This is a genomic window from Limnohabitans sp. 2KL-3 (assembly GCF_001269405.1).
GTDB lineage: Bacteria > Pseudomonadota > Gammaproteobacteria > Burkholderiales > Burkholderiaceae_C > Limnohabitans_A.
Genome location: NZ_CXON01000002.1, coordinates 178,408 through 196,502, shown reverse-complemented (window position 1 = coordinate 196,502; position 18,095 = coordinate 178,408). Strand labels below are relative to the sequence as shown.

Here is an 18,095-nt window from a genome sequence, read left to right as displayed (position 1 = left end):
CGTAACCCATTTGGAGGACCGAATACCCTGCGGATTACCTGCATAAAAAGCAAAAAAGCCAAGCGCTGGGCTTGGCTTTTGGAGGGCTTGTTGGGAGAAATCATACCGCACCCGGCGTGACCGGGTGGCCATGACTTCTGCCGCACCATCTCAATGCGAGTCGGCTTGTTTGGCCGCTTCAATGGCGTCGCTGCTGTCGCCCTTGGAGCCGTTGAAGTACAGGTTCAACAACACAGCGCTGATGGAGGCCAGCAAGATGCCCGACTCAATCAAGGGGTGGATGCTGTGGGGCATCCACTGCAAATAGCGCGGCGCGATCAGCGGGATCATGCCAAAGCCGATCGAAATCGCCACGATGAACAGGTTGTTGCGGTTGCCCTTGTAATCCACGTTGGACAAGATGCGGATGCCGGTAGCGGCCACCATGCCGAACATCACCAAGCCCGCACCGCCCAACACAAAGGTAGGCAGCGACTCGACCAGGGCCGCCATTTTGGGCAGCAGACCCAGCACGATCAGGATCACGCCGCCTGCCACGCAGACGAAACGGCTTTTTACGCCGGTCACGCCCACCAAGCCCACGTTTTGCGAGAAGCTGGTGTAGGGGAAGGTGTTGAAAATACCGCCAATCAGCGTGCCCAAGCCGTCGGTGCGCAGACCGGCTGTGAGCATTTTTTGATCGACTTTTTTGCCCGTCAGATCGCCCAAGGCGAGGAACATGCCGGTCGACTCGATCATCACCACGATCATCACCAAGGTCATGGTCAGGATCAGGATCGGGTCAAAAACAGGGGCGGCAATTTCAAAAGGCAGCACCAGGTCAAACCAGCCGGCTTTGCCGACTTTGTCGAAATTCATGAGGCCTGCGGCCGTGGCCACGATGCCACCGATCACGATGCCCAGCAGGACCGAAATGTTGGCCACAAAGCCACGGGCGTACTTGGCAATCAACAAGATGGACACCAACACAATGGCAGCAATGCCGATGTGCGAGAGCTGTGCGTACTTGGGGTTGGGCACCGAGCCCACGATGTTCATGCCCGCTGGGACTGGAGGCACTGCGCCTGTGCTGGCCGCTTGTTTGGCAGCATCGAGCCAAGCCAGGTGTTCCGGGTTAGGGATGCTGGGCGCTGTGGGGCCGAAGGGGTTGCCAAAAATCCAGTTGATGCCCACACGCATCAGGCTGATGCCGATGACGGCAATGATGGTGCCGGTGACGACAGGCGGGAAAAACCGCAACATTCGACTGACTATCGGCGCAATCAAGATCGAGATCACCCCCGCGCCAATGATTGCACCAAAGATCAGCCCCGCGCCTTGCACGCCCGGGTTGTTGTTGGCCATGGCCACCATCGGGGCCACAGACGCAAACGTCACGCCCATCATCACGGGCAGTTTGATGCCAAACCACTGTGTGGCACCGAGCGATTGGATCAGCGTGACCAAACCGCAGCAAAACAGGTCGGCCGAGATCAGCATCGCCACTTGTTCAGGGCTGAGCTTGAGGGCGCGGCCCACGATCAGGGGCACGGCCACCGCGCCGGCGTACATCACCAGCACATGTTGCAGGCCCAAAGCGGCGAGCTTGCCATTGGGCAAATGCTCGTCCACGGGGTGGATGGTTGAACTCATGGAGGGGTCTCCTGAAAAGTAAACAGAGGGGGAAACTGCAAAGAAACTAGATGTGTGCCTCTTTGTGTTCCAAACTGTATACAAAATAGAATGCGATGTGGATGCGTGAAAACCCTGTAAAGACCCAGGTCAGACGATTTGGATCGGGCGGCAGACCGTCGCTGGTGCATGAGGGGGCATGCCAACCGGTGCGCCTTGGCGTGCGCTGGGCCAACTCAGCGCCAGAGGGTGAATCGATCGCGTAACATGAGCGTTCACGCCATGGGCGTGACACCACCTGCCTTCGAGGCATTGGAGCCCCGCTCCTCGTATGCGCCGACAGGTTTCTCCCTTCATTCACGGAAGTCCTTTATGACCCCCGCACGTCGCACCCTCCTCAAGGGCGCGGCAGCACTGGGCGCGCTGTCTGCGGCGTCCCCTGCTGTCATCGCTCAGCCATTTTTGTTTTCACCCACCACCGAGCTGATGCCCAAGGGCAAAAAACGCCGCGTGCTCATTTTGGGCGGCGGCTGGGGTGGCCTGGCCACTGCACGCCATTTGCGCGAAGACGCCCCCGACCTCGAAGTCGTGCTGCTCGAAAAGAACCCCATCTTCTGGTCCTGCCCGCTGAGCAACAAATGGCTGGTGGACGTGGTGGTCACGTCTTTCCTTGTGCACTCGTACACGGCCGCGGCCGAACGCATGGGCTACACCTTTGTGCAGACCGAAATCACCGACATCGACCGCAACAAAAAGCGCGTGCACACGGCGCAGGGCTTTGTGGACTACGACTGGTTGGTGGTGTCCGCCGGTATCCGCGTGACCTATGAGCCCTGGTTTGGCAACGACCGTGCAGCGGCGGCCTACACCCAAAAGCATTTTTCCAGCGCCTATGTGCCCAGCTCGGAGCACCTGGCGCTCAAGCAAAAAATCAAAGGCTTCAAGGGTGGCACGTTTGTGATGACGCTGCCCCCGCCACCGCACCGCTGCCCACCCTCGCCCTATGAGCGGGCCTGCCTGATGGCCGACCATTTCAAGCGCAACAAGATCCCCGCCAAGATTTTGATCCTTGACCCCAAGCCCCGCATCATGCCCATTGGCGGCGGCTACCGCATGGCTTTTGACGAGCTGTACCACGACACCATCACCTACGTCCCCAACGCCGGCGTGAAAGAACTGGACCCGTACAACAAAGTCGTCAAGACGATGGCGGGCGATTTCAAGTTTGACGACGCCATCTTCATGGGCCACCACCAAGCGGCCGATCTGGTCTGGAAAATGGGTGCCATTGGCAAAACGCCAGAGGGCAAGTCCAGCACCTGGGCGGCAGTGCACCCTGAGTTCTACAACCTGAAGGACGACCCGAGCGTGTTTGTGATTGGCGACAGCGTGGGCGCTGTATCACCCCAGTTTGGCCACTACCCCAAGAGCGGCCATGTGGCCAACCGCATGGGCCGCAGCGTGTCCACCTACATCGCGCAGCAATCCAAAAACCAGGCCATGAAGCCGCTCATCATCGACAACCTGTGCTTCATGCTGGTGAACACCGAACCGCTCGAAGCCATCAGCGTGAAGTTTGATTACAAGATGGGGCCAGAGGGCCACATCCTGCAAACCGTGACCGACGACAACTTCCGCCGCCCTGGCCTGTGGCAAGAAGATTTACAGTGGTATGGCAGCATGGTGAAGGACTTCACCGGAGGGTGATTGTTGGTGGCTCCGTGACGCTGAGGTGCGAAACATGGAGCCATGACCCCCATTGATCGATCGGCAGCCCGACCTTGGGTCAAGTTTGAATCAAGGGAAACAGCGCATGGTCCATCGGCACGCCTGCGGCCAGCTCTTGGTCCAGCCCGGGGAAGGGCGGTGAAGTCACCCAAGGGCGCGGCGCGTGGGTCATGTCATCACCCAAAAAGCGCACCGAGTACACGCGCCTGCGCTGCGTGCCGTCCACGCCTGCTGAGGCGTGCAGGCTGAGCATGTGAAAACACACCAGATCGCCTGGTTGCAAGTCCCAGCCGAGGATGGGGAAGTCTTCTCGGTGCTTGTCGATGTCGGGCAGCTCGGTCAGTGAGCCTTCGGGGAACCATTTGGCCTGGTTCGTCATGAAGGTGCGCGGCATGAGCCATGGGCCACGGTGTGAGCCCGCGACAAACTCCAGCGTGGAGGGGCGTGACACCGGGTCCACCGGAATCCAGAAACTGATGTTTTGCAGACCGTCCACGTTGTAATAAGGCTGGTCCTGGTGCCAGGGCGTGCGCTGGCGCGTGCCGGGTTCCTTGACCAGCAGGTGGTCGTGGTACAGCCGCACCGTCTGGCTTTGCATCAACCGCTGGGCCAGTGCGGCCAGGGGCGTGTCGAAGATGAAGCGCTTGAACTGCGGGATGTCCTGCCAGTTGCAAAAGTCCTCAAAAAAGCGCCCCGGGTCGTCGGGCCGACTGGCCACCATGCCGCGCGGGCTGGGGTGGGCCAAGTTGGCCTCGATGCCGTCACGCAGCAGGGCCACTTCTTCGGGCGTGAACAAGTTGCGGATGCACACCGCGCCATCGCGCTGGTAGTCGGCCACGTCCTGGTCGGTGGTGCAGGCCTGCACACGCTGGCGCAGGGTGTTGAGGTCAGGTGAGGTCATATCGTTCAAGGTTGGTCAGTGGAGGCGGGCACAAACGGCTTAGCCAACTCGGGATTTTGCCTGCGTGCAACGATGAGATCGCGAACAAAAGCGGTTGGTAAATCTGGGTTGTCGAGCCCAGCTTTACCTACCATGGCCCAGAGATTGATCTGTTCAGCGATGGTTTGACGCTCAGCCACGGCATAGGCCTTGGCTTGGCTGTAAAGCCCATCGTGGATGTCCACTGGTTTGCCCATGGCGATCACCTTTGAAGGAAAAAAATGGCGTGGCGCTGAACTTGGAAAGTTAAGCGTGAATGAAACTCGCTTGATTTTTGAGTTCTTCAAGGTAGACACTCAACACCTCACGGGCGTGAGCCTCACTTCGCGCTGGCCCAAAAGTCATTTTCAACACCTTATCTGAATCCACACCCAGACTCGCCTTGTCATTGATCACCAGGTAACCAAAATGATCCATCAAGCCCAGCATGACGGACTCTAAGCAATCCGTACGCGTCTGGTTGAGGCGCAAGGAAAGGTTCAAATCACCTGAAACCATCCTTGCAATCTGCCGCAAAGCGCGTTTATCGCCTGTCACCAGCCGCGTGATGCGATGGTCTTCGACCAAGACAGCCAACATCTGCCGTTCACCCTCATCCAGCTGTTCGTAGCGCTCCAATAGCTCAATCGAGGCTTTAGGAATGGGCTGAGTCTTGAGCAAGAATGCTTCAAGGCAATCCAGAGCTGCGGGGTTGTTTTTGAGCTTCTTGCGGAGGACAAAAGGAATGCTCGGGATGACCCAAACTTCGGCTGGCGGTGACCCGATCCACTCCAAAAAAGAATTCAAAAGATCACAACATGCCAATTTGTGGACGATGTCGTTGTCGGCCAGGATGATCATCGCTGACAAGGCTCAAGTAAAGACGATCAGGCCAGAGCGGTCTGAAGGAATTCCAATTGATCTTCCGACACAGCTTCGGTGTCGAAGGACTGCCAGAAATAGGTGTTGACCAGTGCGCCACCGTCAGGCTCGCCGGCAATGTGCTTGAGGGCTTGGGTGGCCAAGGCATGGGCCTTTTGCGTGTTGCCGTAATTCAGGATGATGTGCCCCACATCGATGCGCTCTTTTTGGCTTAGCGCGAAGGCAGCGCGGTAAAGCGCAGCACCGCTGCGAAGGGCACCAGCGGCTGAATACGACACCGATTTGCCATTGATTAGACGGATGGCATAAGCATCTGCCTCTTTTTCGTCGGCGTCGCCTCGGTCTGCATCGCCAATTTTTTCATCCACCACAAAGCCGTTGCCCGTCAGGTGACCGTGGCCAATGTGGCCCAGCTCATGCGCCAAGTGGAACAGCAAATGCGAGGGCGAGCCTTTGCGTGATAGCACGACCGCAAAACGATCAGCGTCGCGCACCACCATGCCCGTCATCTTTTTGGCGGGCAGTTTGTGCACATACAAAACAGGGATGCCCGCTTGAGCGCACCAAGCCAGCAAAGAGGGCAGGCTCACGCAATCAGCCGATTGAAGGATGTGGTCGCGCAGTGCAGCCGCATCTTTGGGGATAGGATCTTGAGTGGGCTTGAAACCTTTGAGCGCCATCTTGGCCACAGCCGTGGCGTAGTGCGCACTGACGAAAACGTCAGCAGGGTCCACACGCTCGTTGAGCTTGAATTTGCGCTCCGTCTCCAAGAAAGTCACGGGCGCTTTGGGGTCAGCCAGACTGGCCAAGCTGATGTTGAAGGCTCGCGACAGATACATCTGGGCTTGCTGCAAGCCAGACGGGATGGTGGCGATGTCGTCGCTCCACCAGCTGGGCAAAGTTTTGCGAGCGAAAGACGCGGCAATACCCACTTGGCTCAGGCGAGCAAACAAGTTTTGGATGGGATTGACGGTAGCCACGATGTGCTCCTTGCGCTCGAAAATGACTTCTTGTATTTTGAAATCAAGAGGACTGATTCTAAAGGATTACTCATGACACTCAGAGTCGAATTCGCCGTCATTCAGACCGTCGCACACTGAGAGCAATACACATGACGCCAGAAACCAAGGCGCGCCAGTTCATTGCCCCAAAGCTTGAAAAAGCAGGTTTGCCTTTCTGAAGGTGCCTAAGCACCTTCAGTTTCAAGCCAGCAAATCCAGTAACGTCCGAGCCACCACCTTGGTCGCGCGGCGCAGGTCTTCCAGCTCCACATGCTCATCGGCACGTTTGGCGTTGGATTCGAGCACGGTGCGCGGCCCTGCGCCGTAGATCACGCCGGGGATGCCGCGCTCCACGTACAGGCGCACGTCGGTATAGAGCGGCGTGCCCAAGGCCGGGATGGCTTCACCGAAGACTTGCTCACCGTGTTTCTGGATGGCGCTGACCAGCGGTTGGTTGCCCGCCAGCGGTTTCATGGCGTTGGCCAGCAGCATGCGGCGCACATCCACTTTCAGCGCATGGCCACCGCGTGGGGGCTTGAAGCTGGCCGCAGCGTCGGCAATGGTTTGACGGATGGACGCCTCCACTTCGGCCGGGTTCTCTTCGGGGATCATGCGGCGGTCGAGCTTGAAGCTGACTTTGCCGGGCACCACGTTGGTGTTGGTGCCGCCTTCGATCAGGCCCACGTTCAGATAGGGGTGGGTGATGCCCTCGACCTTGGACGTGACCTTCAGGTATTGCGTGTTGAGCGCGAGCAGGGCGCTCAGGATGTGCACCGCGCCTTGCAGCGCGTCGGTGCCGCTGTCGGGGATGGCCGCGTGCGACATCTCGCCTTGCACGGTGACTTCCATTTGCAGGCAGCCGTTGTGTGCGGTGACGACCTGGTAGCTGAAGCCTGCCGCGATCATCAAATCAGGCTTGGTCAGGCCCTTGGCCAGCAACCAGCCGGGGCCCATTTCGCCGCCAAACTCTTCGTCATAGGTGAAGTGCAGTTCCACGCCGCCTTTGAGCGGGGTCTTGAGTGATTCGAGTGCGCGTGTGGCAAATGTGAAGGTGGAAAAGTCGCACTTACTCACGGCGGTGGCGCGGCCGTACATGGCACCCCCATGGATCTCGCCGCCGTAGGGTGGGTGTGTCCAGCCTTCGCCGGGGGGCACCACGTCGCCGTGGGCGTTCAGGGCAATGGTTTTGCCTTCGCCATATTTGCGGCGCACGATCAGGTTGGTGATCGACTCCAGACCATAGGCGTTGACTTCGGAGGCAGGCACAGGGTGCTTTTCTGCGTCAAAGCCCATGGGCGCGAGCAGCTCGGCGGTGCGCTCGGCGTGTGGTGCGTTGTTGCCGGGTGGGGTGTCGGTGGGCACCTGCACCAGAGCCTGCAAAAACTTGACCTGTTCGTCAAAGTGCGCGTCGATCCAAGTGTCGAGTTGTGCGTATTGTTGGGCGGTAGCGCTCATGACAGTTCCTGAGAGAGTTGGTTCAAAACATGGGTGAAAGCGTCGACACACAGTTGCATGTCGTCGCTGGTGGTGGATTCGCGTGGGTTGTGGCTGATGCCGCCGTTTTCGCCGCGCACAAACAGCATGGCTTGTGGCATGACTTCGTGCAGCTTCATCGCGTCGTGGCCTGCGCCGCTGGGCAGTTTGAAGAGCGGCACACCCAAGGCGCTCACGGCGCGTTCCCAGCGGGCTTGCCACTCGGGAGCGCTGGGCGCGGCGGCGGCGCTCATGGTGAGCTCGGCTTTGACGCGCACGCCACGGCGCTCGGCAATTTGGTCGAGTTGCGCCATCACGTCGGCCACCAGCGCGTCGCGCTGTGCATCGGTGGGGGCGCGCATGTCCAGGCTGAACAGGCAGCGGCCTGGCACGACGTTGATCGAGCCGTTGGGCACTTGCAGCTGGCCAATGGTGGCCACACTGTCGCCGTCTTTCGCGGCGCGTTGTTCCATGTAAAGAGCCAATTCGGCCACGGCGCAGGCGGCGTCGCGTCGGCGGTCCATGGGGGTGGTGCCCGCGTGGCTGGCCGTGCCCATGACTTCGCACAGGTAGCGCACGCTGCCGTTGATGGACGTGACCACGCCCAGCGGGATGTTCACTTCGTTGAGCACCGGGCCTTGTTCGATGTGGACTTCGATAAAGCCCAGGTATTGGGCCGGGTCGCGCTGGATGTTGGGGATGTCTTCAATGTTCAAGCCCGCGTGCTGCATGGCGGCGCGCATGGTGATGCCATCGGCGTCTTGCTGGTCCAGCCATTCTGGCTTGAAGTCTCCGATCAAGGCGCCAGACCCCAAGAAGGTGGCTTTGTAGCGCTGGCCTTCTTCTTCGGCAAAGGCCACGACCTCGATGCCAAAGGGAAGGCGCTGGCCTTGTTGGTGCAGCTGCTGCACGCAGGCCATGGGCACAAAAATGCCCAAGCGCCCGTCGTACTTACCGCCATTGCGCACAGTGTCGTAGTGGCTGCCGGTCATCAGGTATTTGCCGCCTGTGGTGGCCGGGTGGTAGCGGCCCACCACGTTGCCCACGGCATCGGTATAAACCTCGTCAAAACCGCAGTCGCGCATGTTTTGGGTGATGCGTTGGGCGCAAGCGCGGTGCGCGTCGGTGAGGTACGTGACGGTGAGTTGACCCAGTTCGGCAAAGCCGGGGTCGGAATGTTGCGCGAGTTGTTCTTGCCAGTCCCAGACCTGGTGGCCCAGCGTGGGTTCCGCACCGAACTTGTCGTTCAGCCGGATCTCGACGATGCGGTGGATGTTGCGCAGACACTCGGCCAACTCAAAGTCGGGGTGACCGAACAGGCGGCGCTCAAACGCCTCGATGATCTGCTGTTTGTTGTAGCCCACGCCACGCGGACCACGCACCGCCAGGATGAAGGGCCAGCCGAACTTGGCGTTGTAGTCGGCGTTGAGCTTCTGGATTTTGGCAAACTCCTCGGGCGTGCAGTCGGTCAGGCCCGCTTTGGTTTGCTCGTTGGTGGACTCGGCCGTGAGCGACTTGCTCACCATGGCCTTGCCTGCCAATTCGGGGTGGGCGCGTATCAGGCCCAGCTGCGCGTCGCGCCCAGCGTGTGCCAGCACTTCGCACATGGCGTGTTTGAGGTGCGCCAGCGAGGTGAATGGGCGTTCATTGAGCGCCTGCTCGGCGATCCACGGCGAATGCTCATACAGGCCGTCGAGCATCTGCGCGGCTTCAGCGTGCGATGCGCTGTTGAGTTGTTCAAGGGTCAAAGGCATGTGTGTCCTGGTGCTGTTTTTGACTTTTGTAGGAGCCCCGCCCTCGGGGCGATGGCTCGTGGCCTGCGAGGATTCTTCGCGGCGGGGGCGCCGCTCCTACAGGGAATGGGCTTATCCAACATAAGGGTGTGTGGCCTTCCAGTGCCGCGCAATGTCGATGCGCCGCGCCACCCAGACCTTGTCGTGGGACTGGATGTGGTCCAAAAAGCGTTGCAGCGCGGTGATGCGCCCCGGGCGGCCCAGCAAGCGGCAGTGCATGCCGATGCTCATCATCTTGGGCGCGTTGTCGCCACTCGGGTCACCTTCGGCGTAGAGCGCGTCAAAGGTGTCCTTCATGTATTGAAAGAACGGGTCAGCGTGCGAATAGCCTTGGGGCAGCGCAAAGCGCATGTCGTTGCAGTCCAGCGTGTAGGGCACGATCAGCTGCGGTGCATCGGTGCCGTCTGACTTGCGCACCTTCATCCAGAACGGCAGGTCGTCGCCGTAGTAGTCGCTGTCGTACTCAAAACCACCAAAGTCGGCCACCAATCGGCGCGTGTTGGGGCTGTCGCGCCCGGTGTACCAGCCCAGGGGCCGCTCGCCCGTGAGCTTTTGCAAAATGTCCATCGCCTCGGCCATGTGGGCGCGCTCGGTGGCTTCGTCGACATTTTGGTAATGGATCCACTTGAGGCCGTGGCAGGCGATGTCGTAGCCCAGCTCTTTGAAGGCGGCGGTCACATCGTCGTGCTTTTGCAGCGCGGTGGCCACGCCAAACACCGTGAGTGGCAAGCCGCGTTTTTCAAACTCCCGCAGGATGCGCCACACGCCAGCCCGCGAGCCGTATTCGTAAATGCCTTCCATGCTGATGTGCCGCTCGGGGAAAGACGCGGGGTTGAACATTTCAGACAAGAACTGCTCGGAACCCGCATCGCCGTGCAGCACCGAGTTTTCGCCGCCTTCTTCGTAATTCAACACAAATTGCACCGCTACGCGGGCGCCGCCGGGCCACTGCGCGTGCGGCACATGGCGGCCGTAGCCCTTCAAGTCGCGGGGGTAGGGGAGGGTGCTGTCGTAGGTGCTCATGCGTGTACTCCGGGGGTCAGGCCAAGGCCAGGGAAATGTCGTGGGTGGGCACTTTGCGGTCAAAGGTCAGGCTTGCTTCGACGTGCAACAGGTGCTCGTGCATCAGGCGAACGGCCAAATCAGAGTCCTTCGCCTCCAGAGCGGCGACCAAGGCCACATGCTCGTCGGTGGAGTGTTCGGCCTCGTTGCGCGATTGGTACATCAGTGTGATCAGGGCGCAGCGCGAGATCAACTCGCCCAGCACTTGGGCCAGCACGTCGTTGTTCATGAGTTCGGCCATGCGCACATGAAAGTCGCCCAGCAATTCGGTGCGCCCCGTGATGTCGCCCTGCGTGACGGCTTCGCGCTCTTGTTTGATGTGCTCTTTGAGGGTCACGATTTGTTCGGGCGTGACCTGCTGCACAAAGGCGCGGGTCATCTCGGCTTCGAGCATGCGGCGCACGGCAAAGACCTGTTGCGCTTCCTCAACCGAGGGGGCGGCTACAAATGCGCCGCGTGCCGGCTCCAGACGGATCAAGCGGTTTTGCGACAACTGAAACAGCGCCTGGCGCACCAGCGTGCGTGACACGCCAAAGTGGTCGGCCAGCTTTTGCTCGGCCAGTTTGGAGCCGGGCAAAAGCCGATGCTCCACGATGGCGCGGGTCAGCGATTCGACGATGTGGTGCGTGGTGGAGGTTTCCATGTCTCGCGGTCCCTTGGGGGTGTGAACCCAGGTGTTTTTGTGTCGGTGGCGCAAATCATAGCCGCCGAAAGCAAAATTGTATACACTTCGGTCGACCGGTTTGAAGGGCTTTTGAAAGCCTTGCCGAAACCACCCTTTTTTGACCCCCATTCAAGACAAGCGAGCACACCATGGGATTGAGCACACACGTTCTGGACACCATGCACGGCTGCCCCGCCGCGGGCATGCAGGTGGCCCTGTACACCACACAAGGCGATCAGGCCACTTTGGTCAAAAGCTTCACCCTCAACCACGACGGCCGCAACCCCGACGGCATGCTCTACGACCACGCCAGCCTGCGCAAAGGCACTTACCGCTTGGTCTTTAATGTGAGTGACTACTTTAAAGCCAAGGGCGTGGAACTGCCCGAGCCCAACTTTCTGAACAAAGTCAGCCTCGACTTTGGCGTGGCCCACGAAGACCAGCATTACCATGTGCCACTGCTGGCCAGCCCGTGGAGTTATTCGACTTATCGGGGGTCTTGAGGTTCGCGAGAGGCAGGTCAGACCCCAATTAGCCCTCCGCCTGCTTCTTCACCAGTTACGACATGTTTGATCTGTGGTCATGTTTGACTGGAATTCAACTTTTATTCGGTAAGTTCCGTTAGAGTCCTTTGATGGCACCGACTGTTGTTCGCGATGGCGCATTTCGTTTGTTCTTCTTTTCGAGAGAAGAGCCTCGTATTCATGTGCATGTTGCACACCCAGACGGAGAGGCAAAATTTTGGCTTACCCCGGTGGTTGCCCTTTCAACGTCCACCGGGTTGTCAACAAAACAGCTCAAGGAAGCCCAATCAGTCGTTGAGTTACACCTGAAGGAAATTCAAGATGCATGGAATCACCACTTCGGCGGCTGAAGTCACCAATGTGTCCAAACACGGCTTTTGGCTGCTGTTGGGCGATGAGGAACTGCTTTTGCCTTTTGATCAATTCCCATGGTTCAAGCAGGCCACCGTTGAGCAGTTGACAACCGTGGAGTGGCCAACGCCGGACCACTTGTATTGGCCGCAGCTGGATGTGGACTTGTCTGTGAGCTCTATTCGCAGGCCGCAAGATTTTCCCTTGGTTTCGCAGCACTAGCCTGCGCAATGCCATTGAAGTTTGGACGAACCGAATTTTGAGGCTTCGTTCAACCGCCTGACTCGGCTTAGCTGCTGCCATGTTGAGGTCTTTGTTGTTCGTTCTTGCGGTGGCTTTGTCGGCATGCGGCGGCGGGGACGGCGCGAGTTTTGCGCCTGCATCGGGCAACATGCATTGCAGCGTGAACGTGGGCCAGCAGCAAAATTGGGGTTCGATCGGTCCAACCCCGATAAATGCAACCTAAAGACCGTTTAACTTGAGGCGGGCTTATTTCAGTTCGACTTTAGACAGGTCAAAACTGGGTTTCGGTGTCTTCAGTTTCATGTTTTCCAGGGTTTGCACGATCAGCCCGGCCACGAAGCTGTCGCGGTAGGGCTTGCTGTCGGCGGGCACCACGTACCAAGGGGATTCAGGCGTGCTGGTGGCGCTCAGGGCTTCTTCGTAGGCTTGGGTGAATTGGGGCCACAGCTCGCGGTCGTCAAAGTCAGACGGCTGCAACTTCCAGTGTTTGCGCGGGTCGTCCAGCCGGGCTTGCAGGCGTTTCTTTTGCTCGGATTTGGAAATGTGCAAATAGCACTTCAACACCGTGATGCCTGCGTCTTGCAGCAAAGACTCGAAGTGCAAGATGTGGTTGTACCGTTTTTGGCAGGTTTCCTCGTCAATCAAGCCCCGCACTCGGGTGACCAGCACATCTTCGTAGTGGCTGCGGTTAAAAATCACCATTTCGCCCCGCGCAGGCGCTTTGGCGTGGATGCGCCACAAAAAGTCATGGCGGCTCTCCAGCTCAGTGGGCACGCCAAAGGCTTCGGCCCGCACGCCCAAGGGGCTGACGTGGGTGAAAACGCTGCGGATCACGCCATCCTTGCCCGCGGTGTCCATGCCCTGAAACACCACCAACAAGCCCCGGGTTTTCGCTGCGTGCAGGGTGCTCTGCAGTTTGTCGAGCTTTTGGCCCATGTCTGCCAAGTGCTCTTCCAATTCTTTGCCAGAGGCTTGCCCTTTGGCGGGGGGCTCGGTGTCAAAGTCTGAGAGTTTGCATTTGCGCTTGGGTGAGACATACCAAGGGGTGTAGTCAGTGTTGGGCATGGGGACAGTTTAGGCGCTCAGTCAGCGTCAGCCCATCTGTTGGCGCGTTGGACTATTTTTGAGCACTGGTCTGGGCCACCCTTTTGGGGGCTAAGACTCCCTTTTTGCCTTTGCGTACGAGCCACGCTCGGCTAAGCTGCAGCCATGATGAGGTCTTTGTTGTTCATGATTGCAGTGGCTCTGTCGGCATGCGGTGGCGGAGACGGCGCCAGTTTTGCGCCTGCATCGGGCAACACCCATTGCGGCGTCAGCGTGGGCAAGCAGCGCATCACTGGCACGGTCACATCGGTGCACGACGGCGACACGATCACCGTGGGTGGCGAGTCGATTCGACTGGCCAGCATCGACGCCCCCGAGTTGGATCAGGCCTATGGCCCATCGTCAAGGGCCAACTTGGCTGCCATGGTCTTGGGCCAGAGCGTCACCGTCACCTACGCGCAAACAGACCGGTACGACCGGGTGGTGGGCACCGTTTTCAAGTCCGATTGCAGCCAGGTCAACCTGAGCCAAGTCGCGGCGGGAGCGGCTTGGTATTACGAAGCCTACCAATGCGAAATTGACATCCGGCAACGCCAAGCCTATGCAGCAGCGCATGCATCGGCCCGCACCGCCAAAAAAGGTTTGTGGGCCAACGCCGCCGTGGCCCCTTGGGTGCACCGCAATGGGGTGGAGGCCAAAGTGCCCTCTTCTTGCCCCAATGGGGAGGCGGCTTCGGATTGAATGCGGGCGCTTTGTCTTGACCCAGGATGTTTGGGCAAGACCCAGGGTGTTGCAAAGCCCCCCCGTTTGAGGAGATGGAGGACGAGAGATTCGCCCTGCGACCCCCACAAATCCCCTAAAAACCCGCCATCCCAGCCCGCGCTTCCTTAGAATCGGGGGTCTTACCGTTTATTTACCCCACCCCCCGCACCATGACCCAAGTCACCAACACCGTGCGCTTTGTGCTCGACGGCCGCATCGTCGAAGCCCAAGGCGAGCGCCGCACCACCACCGTTCTGGACTATTTGCGTGAGCAATTGCACCGCACCGGCACCAAAGAGGGCTGCGCCGAAGGCGATTGCGGCGCTTGTGTGGTGATGGTGGGTGAACTCAACGCCGCTGGCACGGGCGTGGACTATGTGGCCACCAACGCCTGCATCCAGTTGCTGCCTTCGTTGGACGGCAAATCGGTCAAAACCGTTGAGAGCCTGAAAAAAGCCGATGGCACGCTGCACCCGGTGCAGGAAGAAATGATCAAGTGCCACGGTTCGCAGTGCGGCTTTTGCACGCCCGGCATCGTGATGAGCTTGGTGAATCTGGTGCAGGTCTTGCCCATGCCCAACCGCCAGCAGATCACCGATTCGCTGAGTGGCAACCTGTGCCGCTGCACTGGATATAAGCCGATCATCGATTCGGCCACCAAGGCTTGCGCCAAGCCCGAGGCCTTGAAGCTGGACGACAGCGCCGATGTGCCGCTGCTCAAAGAAATCAAACGTGCCAGCGTGCCCACCCTGAGCCTGGACGGTGACATCATCGTGCAGCCGGTGGTGCGTACCCGCAAAGGCAACGAGTTTGTGTCGCCCGCCACCCTCGCCGAGGTGGCCGACTACCTGGTCAAGAATCCCACCACCACGCTCTTGGCAGGCAGCACCGAAATCGGTCTGCAGGTGAACAAGCAGTTCTCACGCCCAGATCACATCATGTATTTGGGCAACGTCAAAGAACTGCGCCAAGTGACCGAGACCGCCAGCGCCTGGCGCATTGGCGCGGCCGTGTCACTCACGCAAGTCGAAGCGCTGGTGGCCCAGGCTTACCCCGACTTCACCGAAGTGTTGCGCCGCTTTGGCTCACCCCCCATCCGCTCGACGGCCACGCTGGCGGGCAACATCGCCAACGGCTCGCCGATTGGCGACACCATGCCTTGCCTGATGGCCTTGGTTGCCAGCTTGGTGCTGCGCCGTGGCGACAAGACCCGCAAGGTGCTGCTGGACAACTTCTACACGGGCATGAAGAAAAACGTGATGGAGCCCGGTGAGTTCATCGAAGCCATCGAACTGCCCAAGCCCGTGGCAGGCCAAGTGTTCCGCGCCCACAAGGTGAGCAAGCGTTTTGAGCAAGACATCTCGGCCACTTGCGCGGCCATCAGCTACACGCTGCAAGGCGGCAAGCTCTCTGGCGTGAAACTGGCTTACAACGGCCTGGCCCCATCGCCATGCCGTGCGCCCAAGCTCGAAGCCGTGTTGGAAGGCCGTGCGCCTGTCGACGTGAAATCGGCCGACCTGGACGCCGCGATTACCGCCAGCTTCACCGCCCGCGACGGTCTGCGTGCCACTTGGGCCTACCGCGCCTTGGTCGCCCGCAACTTGGTGCTCGAATTCATTGAAGAACAGAAAGAGGTGGCTTGAATGAACGCTCCTACCCCCATCAAAAACCTGTTGCCTGCTTCTGACGTTCAGCAAGGCAAAGAACTGGTGCACGAGTCCGCACACCTGCATGTGACCGGATCTGCCACTTACATCGACGACATCCCTGAGCACGCGGGCACTTTGTATGCCGCGCTCATCTTGTCGCCCGTGGCGCATGGCGAGTTGATCGGCGACGGCATTGACCGTGCAGCCATCCTCAAGGAGCACGGCGTCGTGGCGGTCTACACCGCCAAAGACATTCCCGGCGAAAACAACTGCGGCCCCATCATCCACGACGATCCCTTCCTCGCCGCTGGCAAGGTCGAGTTTGTCGGCCAAGCCGTGGCCGTGGTCGTGGCGCGTGAAATGCTCTACGCCCGCGAAGCCGCCAAAAAAGCCAAGGTGCTGGTGAAAGAACTCACGCCCATCTTGACCATCGAAGAGGCCATGGCCGCCAGCAGCTTCATCATGCCGCCCAAGGGCATCACGCGTGGTGACGCCGCTGCCGCCATTGCCAACGCACCCCACAAGATCAAAGGCAGCACCAACACCGGCCAGCAAGAACAGTTCTATCTGGAAGGCCAGATCACCTACGCCGTGCCCAAGGAAGACGGGCAGCTGACGCTGTATGTATCGACCCAGCACCCCGATGGCAACCAGCGCGAAGCCGCGCATGCCCTGAACCTGCACACCAACGATGTGGAGGTGATCTGCCGCCGCATGGGTGGTGGCTTTGGTGGCAAAGAGGGCAACGCCAGCATCTTCAGCCAAAGCGCCGCACTGGCTGCGCACAAGCTGCAAAAGCCGGTCAAGCTGCGCGTGAACCGCGACGACGACATGACCATCACCGGCAAGCGCCACGATTTCCGCATCGACTACGAAGTGGGTTTTGACGACAACGGCCGCGTTTTGGGCGCCAACATCACGCTCATGTCGCGCTGCGGCTACAGCACCGACTATTCGGGCCCGGTCAACGACCGTGCTTGCTTGCACATCGACAACACCTACCACCTGCCCGCGCTCAAGCTGGTCAGCCACCGCTGCAAAACCAACACCCAAAGCGCCACCGCTTTCCGCGGCTTCGGCGGCCCACAAGGCATGTTCGGTATCGAGACGGTGATGGACGAGATCGCCATGACTTTGGGCAAAGACCCACTGCAAGTGCGCAAGCTCAACCTCTACAAAGACCCGGCCATCAGCGGCACGCCCGACACCATGACCACCCAGTACAACCAGTTGATTGAAGACTGGGTGGGGGACAAGGTGATCGACCAGGTGGAGCAGGAATCCAACTACGCCGAGCGCCGTGCCGCTGTGCATGCCTTCAACGCCAAGAGCAAAACCCGCAAGCGCGGTTTAGCCTTGGTGCCGCTCAAGTTCGGCATCAGCTTCACTGCCACGCACCTGAACCAGGGCGGTGCATTGCTGGTGGTCTACATGGACGGCTCGGTCAGCTGCAACCATGGCGGCACCGAAATGGGCCAGGGCCTCAACACCAAGATGGCGCAGGTCTGTGCCGATGGTTTGGGCATCAGCGTGGACCATGTGCGCATCACCGCGACCGATTCACAAAAAGTGCCCAACGCTTCAGCCACCTCGGCTTCGAGCGGTGCTGACATCAACGGCGCGGCCATCATGAACGCCACCGCGCAAATGCGTGAGCGCTTGAAGCCTGTGGCGGCCCGCATGTTGGGCTGCGCCGCCGAAGAGGTGAGCTTCTCGAACAACGAGCTGCATGGTGGCGGCAAGTCCGTCAAATGGGCCGATGTGACCAAGCAAGCGTACATGGAACGTGTGGGCTTGTCGGTGACTGGTTTCTACATGACGCCTGAAATCAAATACGACTTCGCGACCCTGAATGGCCGCGCGTTCTATTACTACTGCTACGGCGCGGCCGTGAGCGAAGTGGAAATCGACACCCGCACGGGCGAGTGGTGGCTCAAAGCCGTGGACATCGTGCACGACGTGGGCCGCAGCATCAACCCCGCATTGGACAAGGGTCAGATCGAAGGCGCCTACGTGCAAGGCATGGGCTGGCTCACCATGGAAGAGTGCATTTGGGACAAAAAGGGCAAGTTGCTCACACACGGCCCCAGCACCTACAAGATTCCGGTGGCGGGCGACATTCCTGAGCACTTCAACGTGTCGTTGTTTGACAACGCCAACTTGAAGCCCACGCCTTTCAACAGCAAGGCTACCGGCGAGCCGCCTTTGATGTTGGGTCTGTCGGCTTTCTTCGCTTTACGCGATGCCGTGGCGGCCAGTGCCGACCACAAAGCCGTGGTCTACATGGACGCCCCGGCCACGCCCGAGCGCATCTTGATGGCTTGCGAAAAAGCCAAGGCCACTGCAGGGTTGTGATGGGTTGAGCCGGATGCCTGAAGCAGTTTCAGGC

Annotated in this window: 17 protein-coding genes; 7 read left to right on the top strand and 10 right to left on the bottom strand. The window is 59.6% G+C overall.

What is annotated here, in order from left to right; genetic code table 11:
• Positions 1 to 150: 150 nt before the first annotated feature.
• On the bottom strand, positions 151 to 1,632 hold the full coding sequence (locus AMM41_RS03275) for a nucleobase:cation symporter-2 family protein (protein WP_089952992.1): 1,482 nt from the start codon (positions 1,630 to 1,632) through the stop codon (positions 151 to 153).
• A 351-nt stretch (positions 1,633 to 1,983) separates the two neighbouring features.
• Between AMM41_RS03275 and AMM41_RS03270 the strand changes: the two genes are divergently transcribed.
• On the top strand, positions 1,984 to 3,318 hold the full coding sequence (locus AMM41_RS03270) for an NAD(P)/FAD-dependent oxidoreductase (protein ID WP_089952990.1): 1,335 nt from the start codon (positions 1,984 to 1,986) through the stop codon (positions 3,316 to 3,318).
• Positions 3,319 to 3,397: 79 nt separating this feature from the next.
• Here AMM41_RS03270 and AMM41_RS03265 read toward each other — a convergent pair whose 3' ends face one another.
• From AMM41_RS03265 to AMM41_RS03230, 8 genes are all read right to left on the bottom strand, one after another.
• Positions 3,398 to 4,240 carry a phytanoyl-CoA dioxygenase family protein gene (locus AMM41_RS03265; protein ID WP_089952988.1) on the bottom strand — a complete coding sequence of 281 codons (843 nt, stop codon included), beginning with the start codon at positions 4,238 to 4,240 and terminating at the stop codon, positions 3,398 to 3,400.
• A 5-nt stretch (positions 4,241 to 4,245) separates the two neighbouring features.
• A complete protein-coding gene (locus tag AMM41_RS03260; protein ID WP_228769074.1) occupies positions 4,246 to 4,566 on the bottom strand; it encodes a TA system antitoxin ParD family protein in 321 nt (106 codons plus the stop codon).
• Positions 4,526 to 5,119, bottom strand: coding sequence for a hypothetical protein (locus tag AMM41_RS03255; RefSeq protein WP_089952984.1), 594 nt, complete (start codon positions 5,117 to 5,119; stop codon positions 4,526 to 4,528). The genes AMM41_RS03260 and AMM41_RS03255 overlap by 41 nt, the downstream gene beginning before the upstream one ends.
• A gap of 26 nt (positions 5,120 to 5,145) precedes the next feature.
• A complete protein-coding gene (locus AMM41_RS03250; RefSeq protein WP_108376936.1) occupies positions 5,146 to 6,120 on the bottom strand; it encodes a M78 family metallopeptidase domain-containing protein in 975 nt (324 codons plus the stop codon).
• A gap of 222 nt (positions 6,121 to 6,342) precedes the next feature.
• A complete protein-coding gene (locus AMM41_RS03245; protein WP_089952980.1) occupies positions 6,343 to 7,596 on the bottom strand; it encodes a M20 family metallopeptidase in 1,254 nt (417 codons plus the stop codon).
• Positions 7,593 to 9,368: a 2-oxo-4-hydroxy-4-carboxy-5-ureidoimidazoline decarboxylase gene (gene uraD, locus AMM41_RS03240; protein WP_089952978.1), complete on the bottom strand. Its 1,776-nt coding sequence runs from the start codon at positions 9,366 to 9,368 to the stop codon at positions 7,593 to 7,595. Before uraD ends, AMM41_RS03245 begins: the two co-directional genes overlap by 4 nt.
• 111 nt (positions 9,369 to 9,479) lie before the next feature.
• Positions 9,480 to 10,430: an allantoinase PuuE gene (gene puuE / locus AMM41_RS03235; RefSeq protein WP_089952976.1), complete on the bottom strand. Its 951-nt coding sequence runs from the start codon at positions 10,428 to 10,430 to the stop codon at positions 9,480 to 9,482.
• Between the two features lie 16 nt (positions 10,431 to 10,446).
• The gene (locus AMM41_RS03230; RefSeq protein ID WP_089953615.1) at positions 10,447 to 11,112 is read right to left on the bottom strand and encodes a GntR family transcriptional regulator; all 666 of its coding nucleotides are present in this window, start codon (positions 11,110 to 11,112) and stop codon (positions 10,447 to 10,449) included.
• A gap of 170 nt (positions 11,113 to 11,282) precedes the next feature.
• Between AMM41_RS03230 and uraH the strand changes: the two genes are divergently transcribed.
• From uraH to AMM41_RS03215, 3 genes are all read left to right on the top strand, one after another.
• Positions 11,283 to 11,636 (top strand): hydroxyisourate hydrolase, encoded by a 354-nt coding sequence (gene uraH, locus AMM41_RS03225; RefSeq protein ID WP_089952974.1) that lies wholly within the window; start codon positions 11,283 to 11,285, stop codon positions 11,634 to 11,636.
• A gap of 131 nt (positions 11,637 to 11,767) precedes the next feature.
• Positions 11,768 to 12,007 carry a DUF4160 domain-containing protein gene (locus AMM41_RS03220; protein WP_089952971.1) on the top strand — a complete coding sequence of 80 codons (240 nt, stop codon included), beginning with the start codon at positions 11,768 to 11,770 and terminating at the stop codon, positions 12,005 to 12,007.
• Positions 11,979 to 12,230, top strand: coding sequence for a DUF2442 domain-containing protein (locus AMM41_RS03215; protein ID WP_089952969.1), 252 nt, complete (start codon positions 11,979 to 11,981; stop codon positions 12,228 to 12,230). Before AMM41_RS03220 ends, AMM41_RS03215 begins: the two co-directional genes overlap by 29 nt.
• A 267-nt stretch (positions 12,231 to 12,497) precedes the next feature.
• On the opposite strand, the gene AMM41_RS03210 is transcribed toward AMM41_RS03215, so the two are convergent.
• Complete coding sequence (locus tag AMM41_RS03210) at positions 12,498 to 13,316, bottom strand: PPK2 family polyphosphate kinase (RefSeq protein ID WP_089952967.1); 819 nt, start codon at positions 13,314 to 13,316, stop codon at positions 12,498 to 12,500.
• Positions 13,317 to 13,460: 144 nt separating this feature from the next.
• Between AMM41_RS03210 and AMM41_RS03205 the strand changes: the two genes are divergently transcribed.
• From AMM41_RS03205 to xdhB, 3 genes are all read left to right on the top strand, one after another.
• Positions 13,461 to 14,036 carry a thermonuclease family protein gene (locus AMM41_RS03205; RefSeq protein ID WP_089952964.1) on the top strand — a complete coding sequence of 192 codons (576 nt, stop codon included), beginning with the start codon at positions 13,461 to 13,463 and terminating at the stop codon, positions 14,034 to 14,036.
• A gap of 191 nt (positions 14,037 to 14,227) precedes the next feature.
• Positions 14,228 to 15,700 (top strand): xanthine dehydrogenase small subunit, encoded by a 1,473-nt coding sequence (gene xdhA, locus AMM41_RS03200; protein WP_089952962.1) that lies wholly within the window; start codon positions 14,228 to 14,230, stop codon positions 15,698 to 15,700.
• The gene (gene xdhB, locus AMM41_RS03195; RefSeq protein WP_089952960.1) at positions 15,701 to 18,061 is read left to right on the top strand and encodes a xanthine dehydrogenase molybdopterin binding subunit; all 2,361 of its coding nucleotides are present in this window, start codon (positions 15,701 to 15,703) and stop codon (positions 18,059 to 18,061) included. It begins immediately after the preceding gene.
• The last annotated feature ends 34 nt before the right edge of the window (positions 18,062 to 18,095 follow it).

Coding starts and splice junctions, on each gene's coding strand:
- AMM41_RS03275 (WP_089952992.1), bottom strand. CDS start 1,632: ATGAGTTCAACCATCCACCCCGTGGACGAGCATTTGCCCAATGGCAAG.
- AMM41_RS03270 (WP_089952990.1), top strand. CDS start 1,984: ATGACCCCCGCACGTCGCACCCTCCTCAAGGGCGCGGCAGCACTGGGC.
- AMM41_RS03265 (WP_089952988.1), bottom strand. CDS start 4,240: ATGACCTCACCTGACCTCAACACCCTGCGCCAGCGTGTGCAGGCCTGC.
- AMM41_RS03255 (WP_089952984.1), bottom strand. CDS start 5,119: ATGATCATCCTGGCCGACAACGACATCGTCCACAAATTGGCATGTTGT.
- AMM41_RS03245 (WP_089952980.1), bottom strand. CDS start 7,596: ATGAGCGCTACCGCCCAACAATACGCACAACTCGACACTTGGATCGAC.
- uraD (WP_089952978.1), bottom strand. CDS start 9,368: ATGCCTTTGACCCTTGAACAACTCAACAGCGCATCGCACGCTGAAGCC.
- puuE (WP_089952976.1), bottom strand. CDS start 10,430: ATGAGCACCTACGACAGCACCCTCCCCTACCCCCGCGACTTGAAGGGC.
- AMM41_RS03230 (WP_089953615.1), bottom strand. CDS start 11,112: ATGGAAACCTCCACCACGCACCACATCGTCGAATCGCTGACCCGCGCC.
- uraH (WP_089952974.1), top strand. CDS start 11,283: ATGGGATTGAGCACACACGTTCTGGACACCATGCACGGCTGCCCCGCC.
- AMM41_RS03220 (WP_089952971.1), top strand. CDS start 11,768: ATGGCACCGACTGTTGTTCGCGATGGCGCATTTCGTTTGTTCTTCTTT.
- AMM41_RS03215 (WP_089952969.1), top strand. CDS start 11,979: ATGCATGGAATCACCACTTCGGCGGCTGAAGTCACCAATGTGTCCAAA.
- AMM41_RS03210 (WP_089952967.1), bottom strand. CDS start 13,316: ATGCCCAACACTGACTACACCCCTTGGTATGTCTCACCCAAGCGCAAA.
- AMM41_RS03205 (WP_089952964.1), top strand. CDS start 13,461: ATGATGAGGTCTTTGTTGTTCATGATTGCAGTGGCTCTGTCGGCATGC.
- xdhA (WP_089952962.1), top strand. CDS start 14,228: ATGACCCAAGTCACCAACACCGTGCGCTTTGTGCTCGACGGCCGCATC.
- xdhB (WP_089952960.1), top strand. CDS start 15,701: ATGAACGCTCCTACCCCCATCAAAAACCTGTTGCCTGCTTCTGACGTT.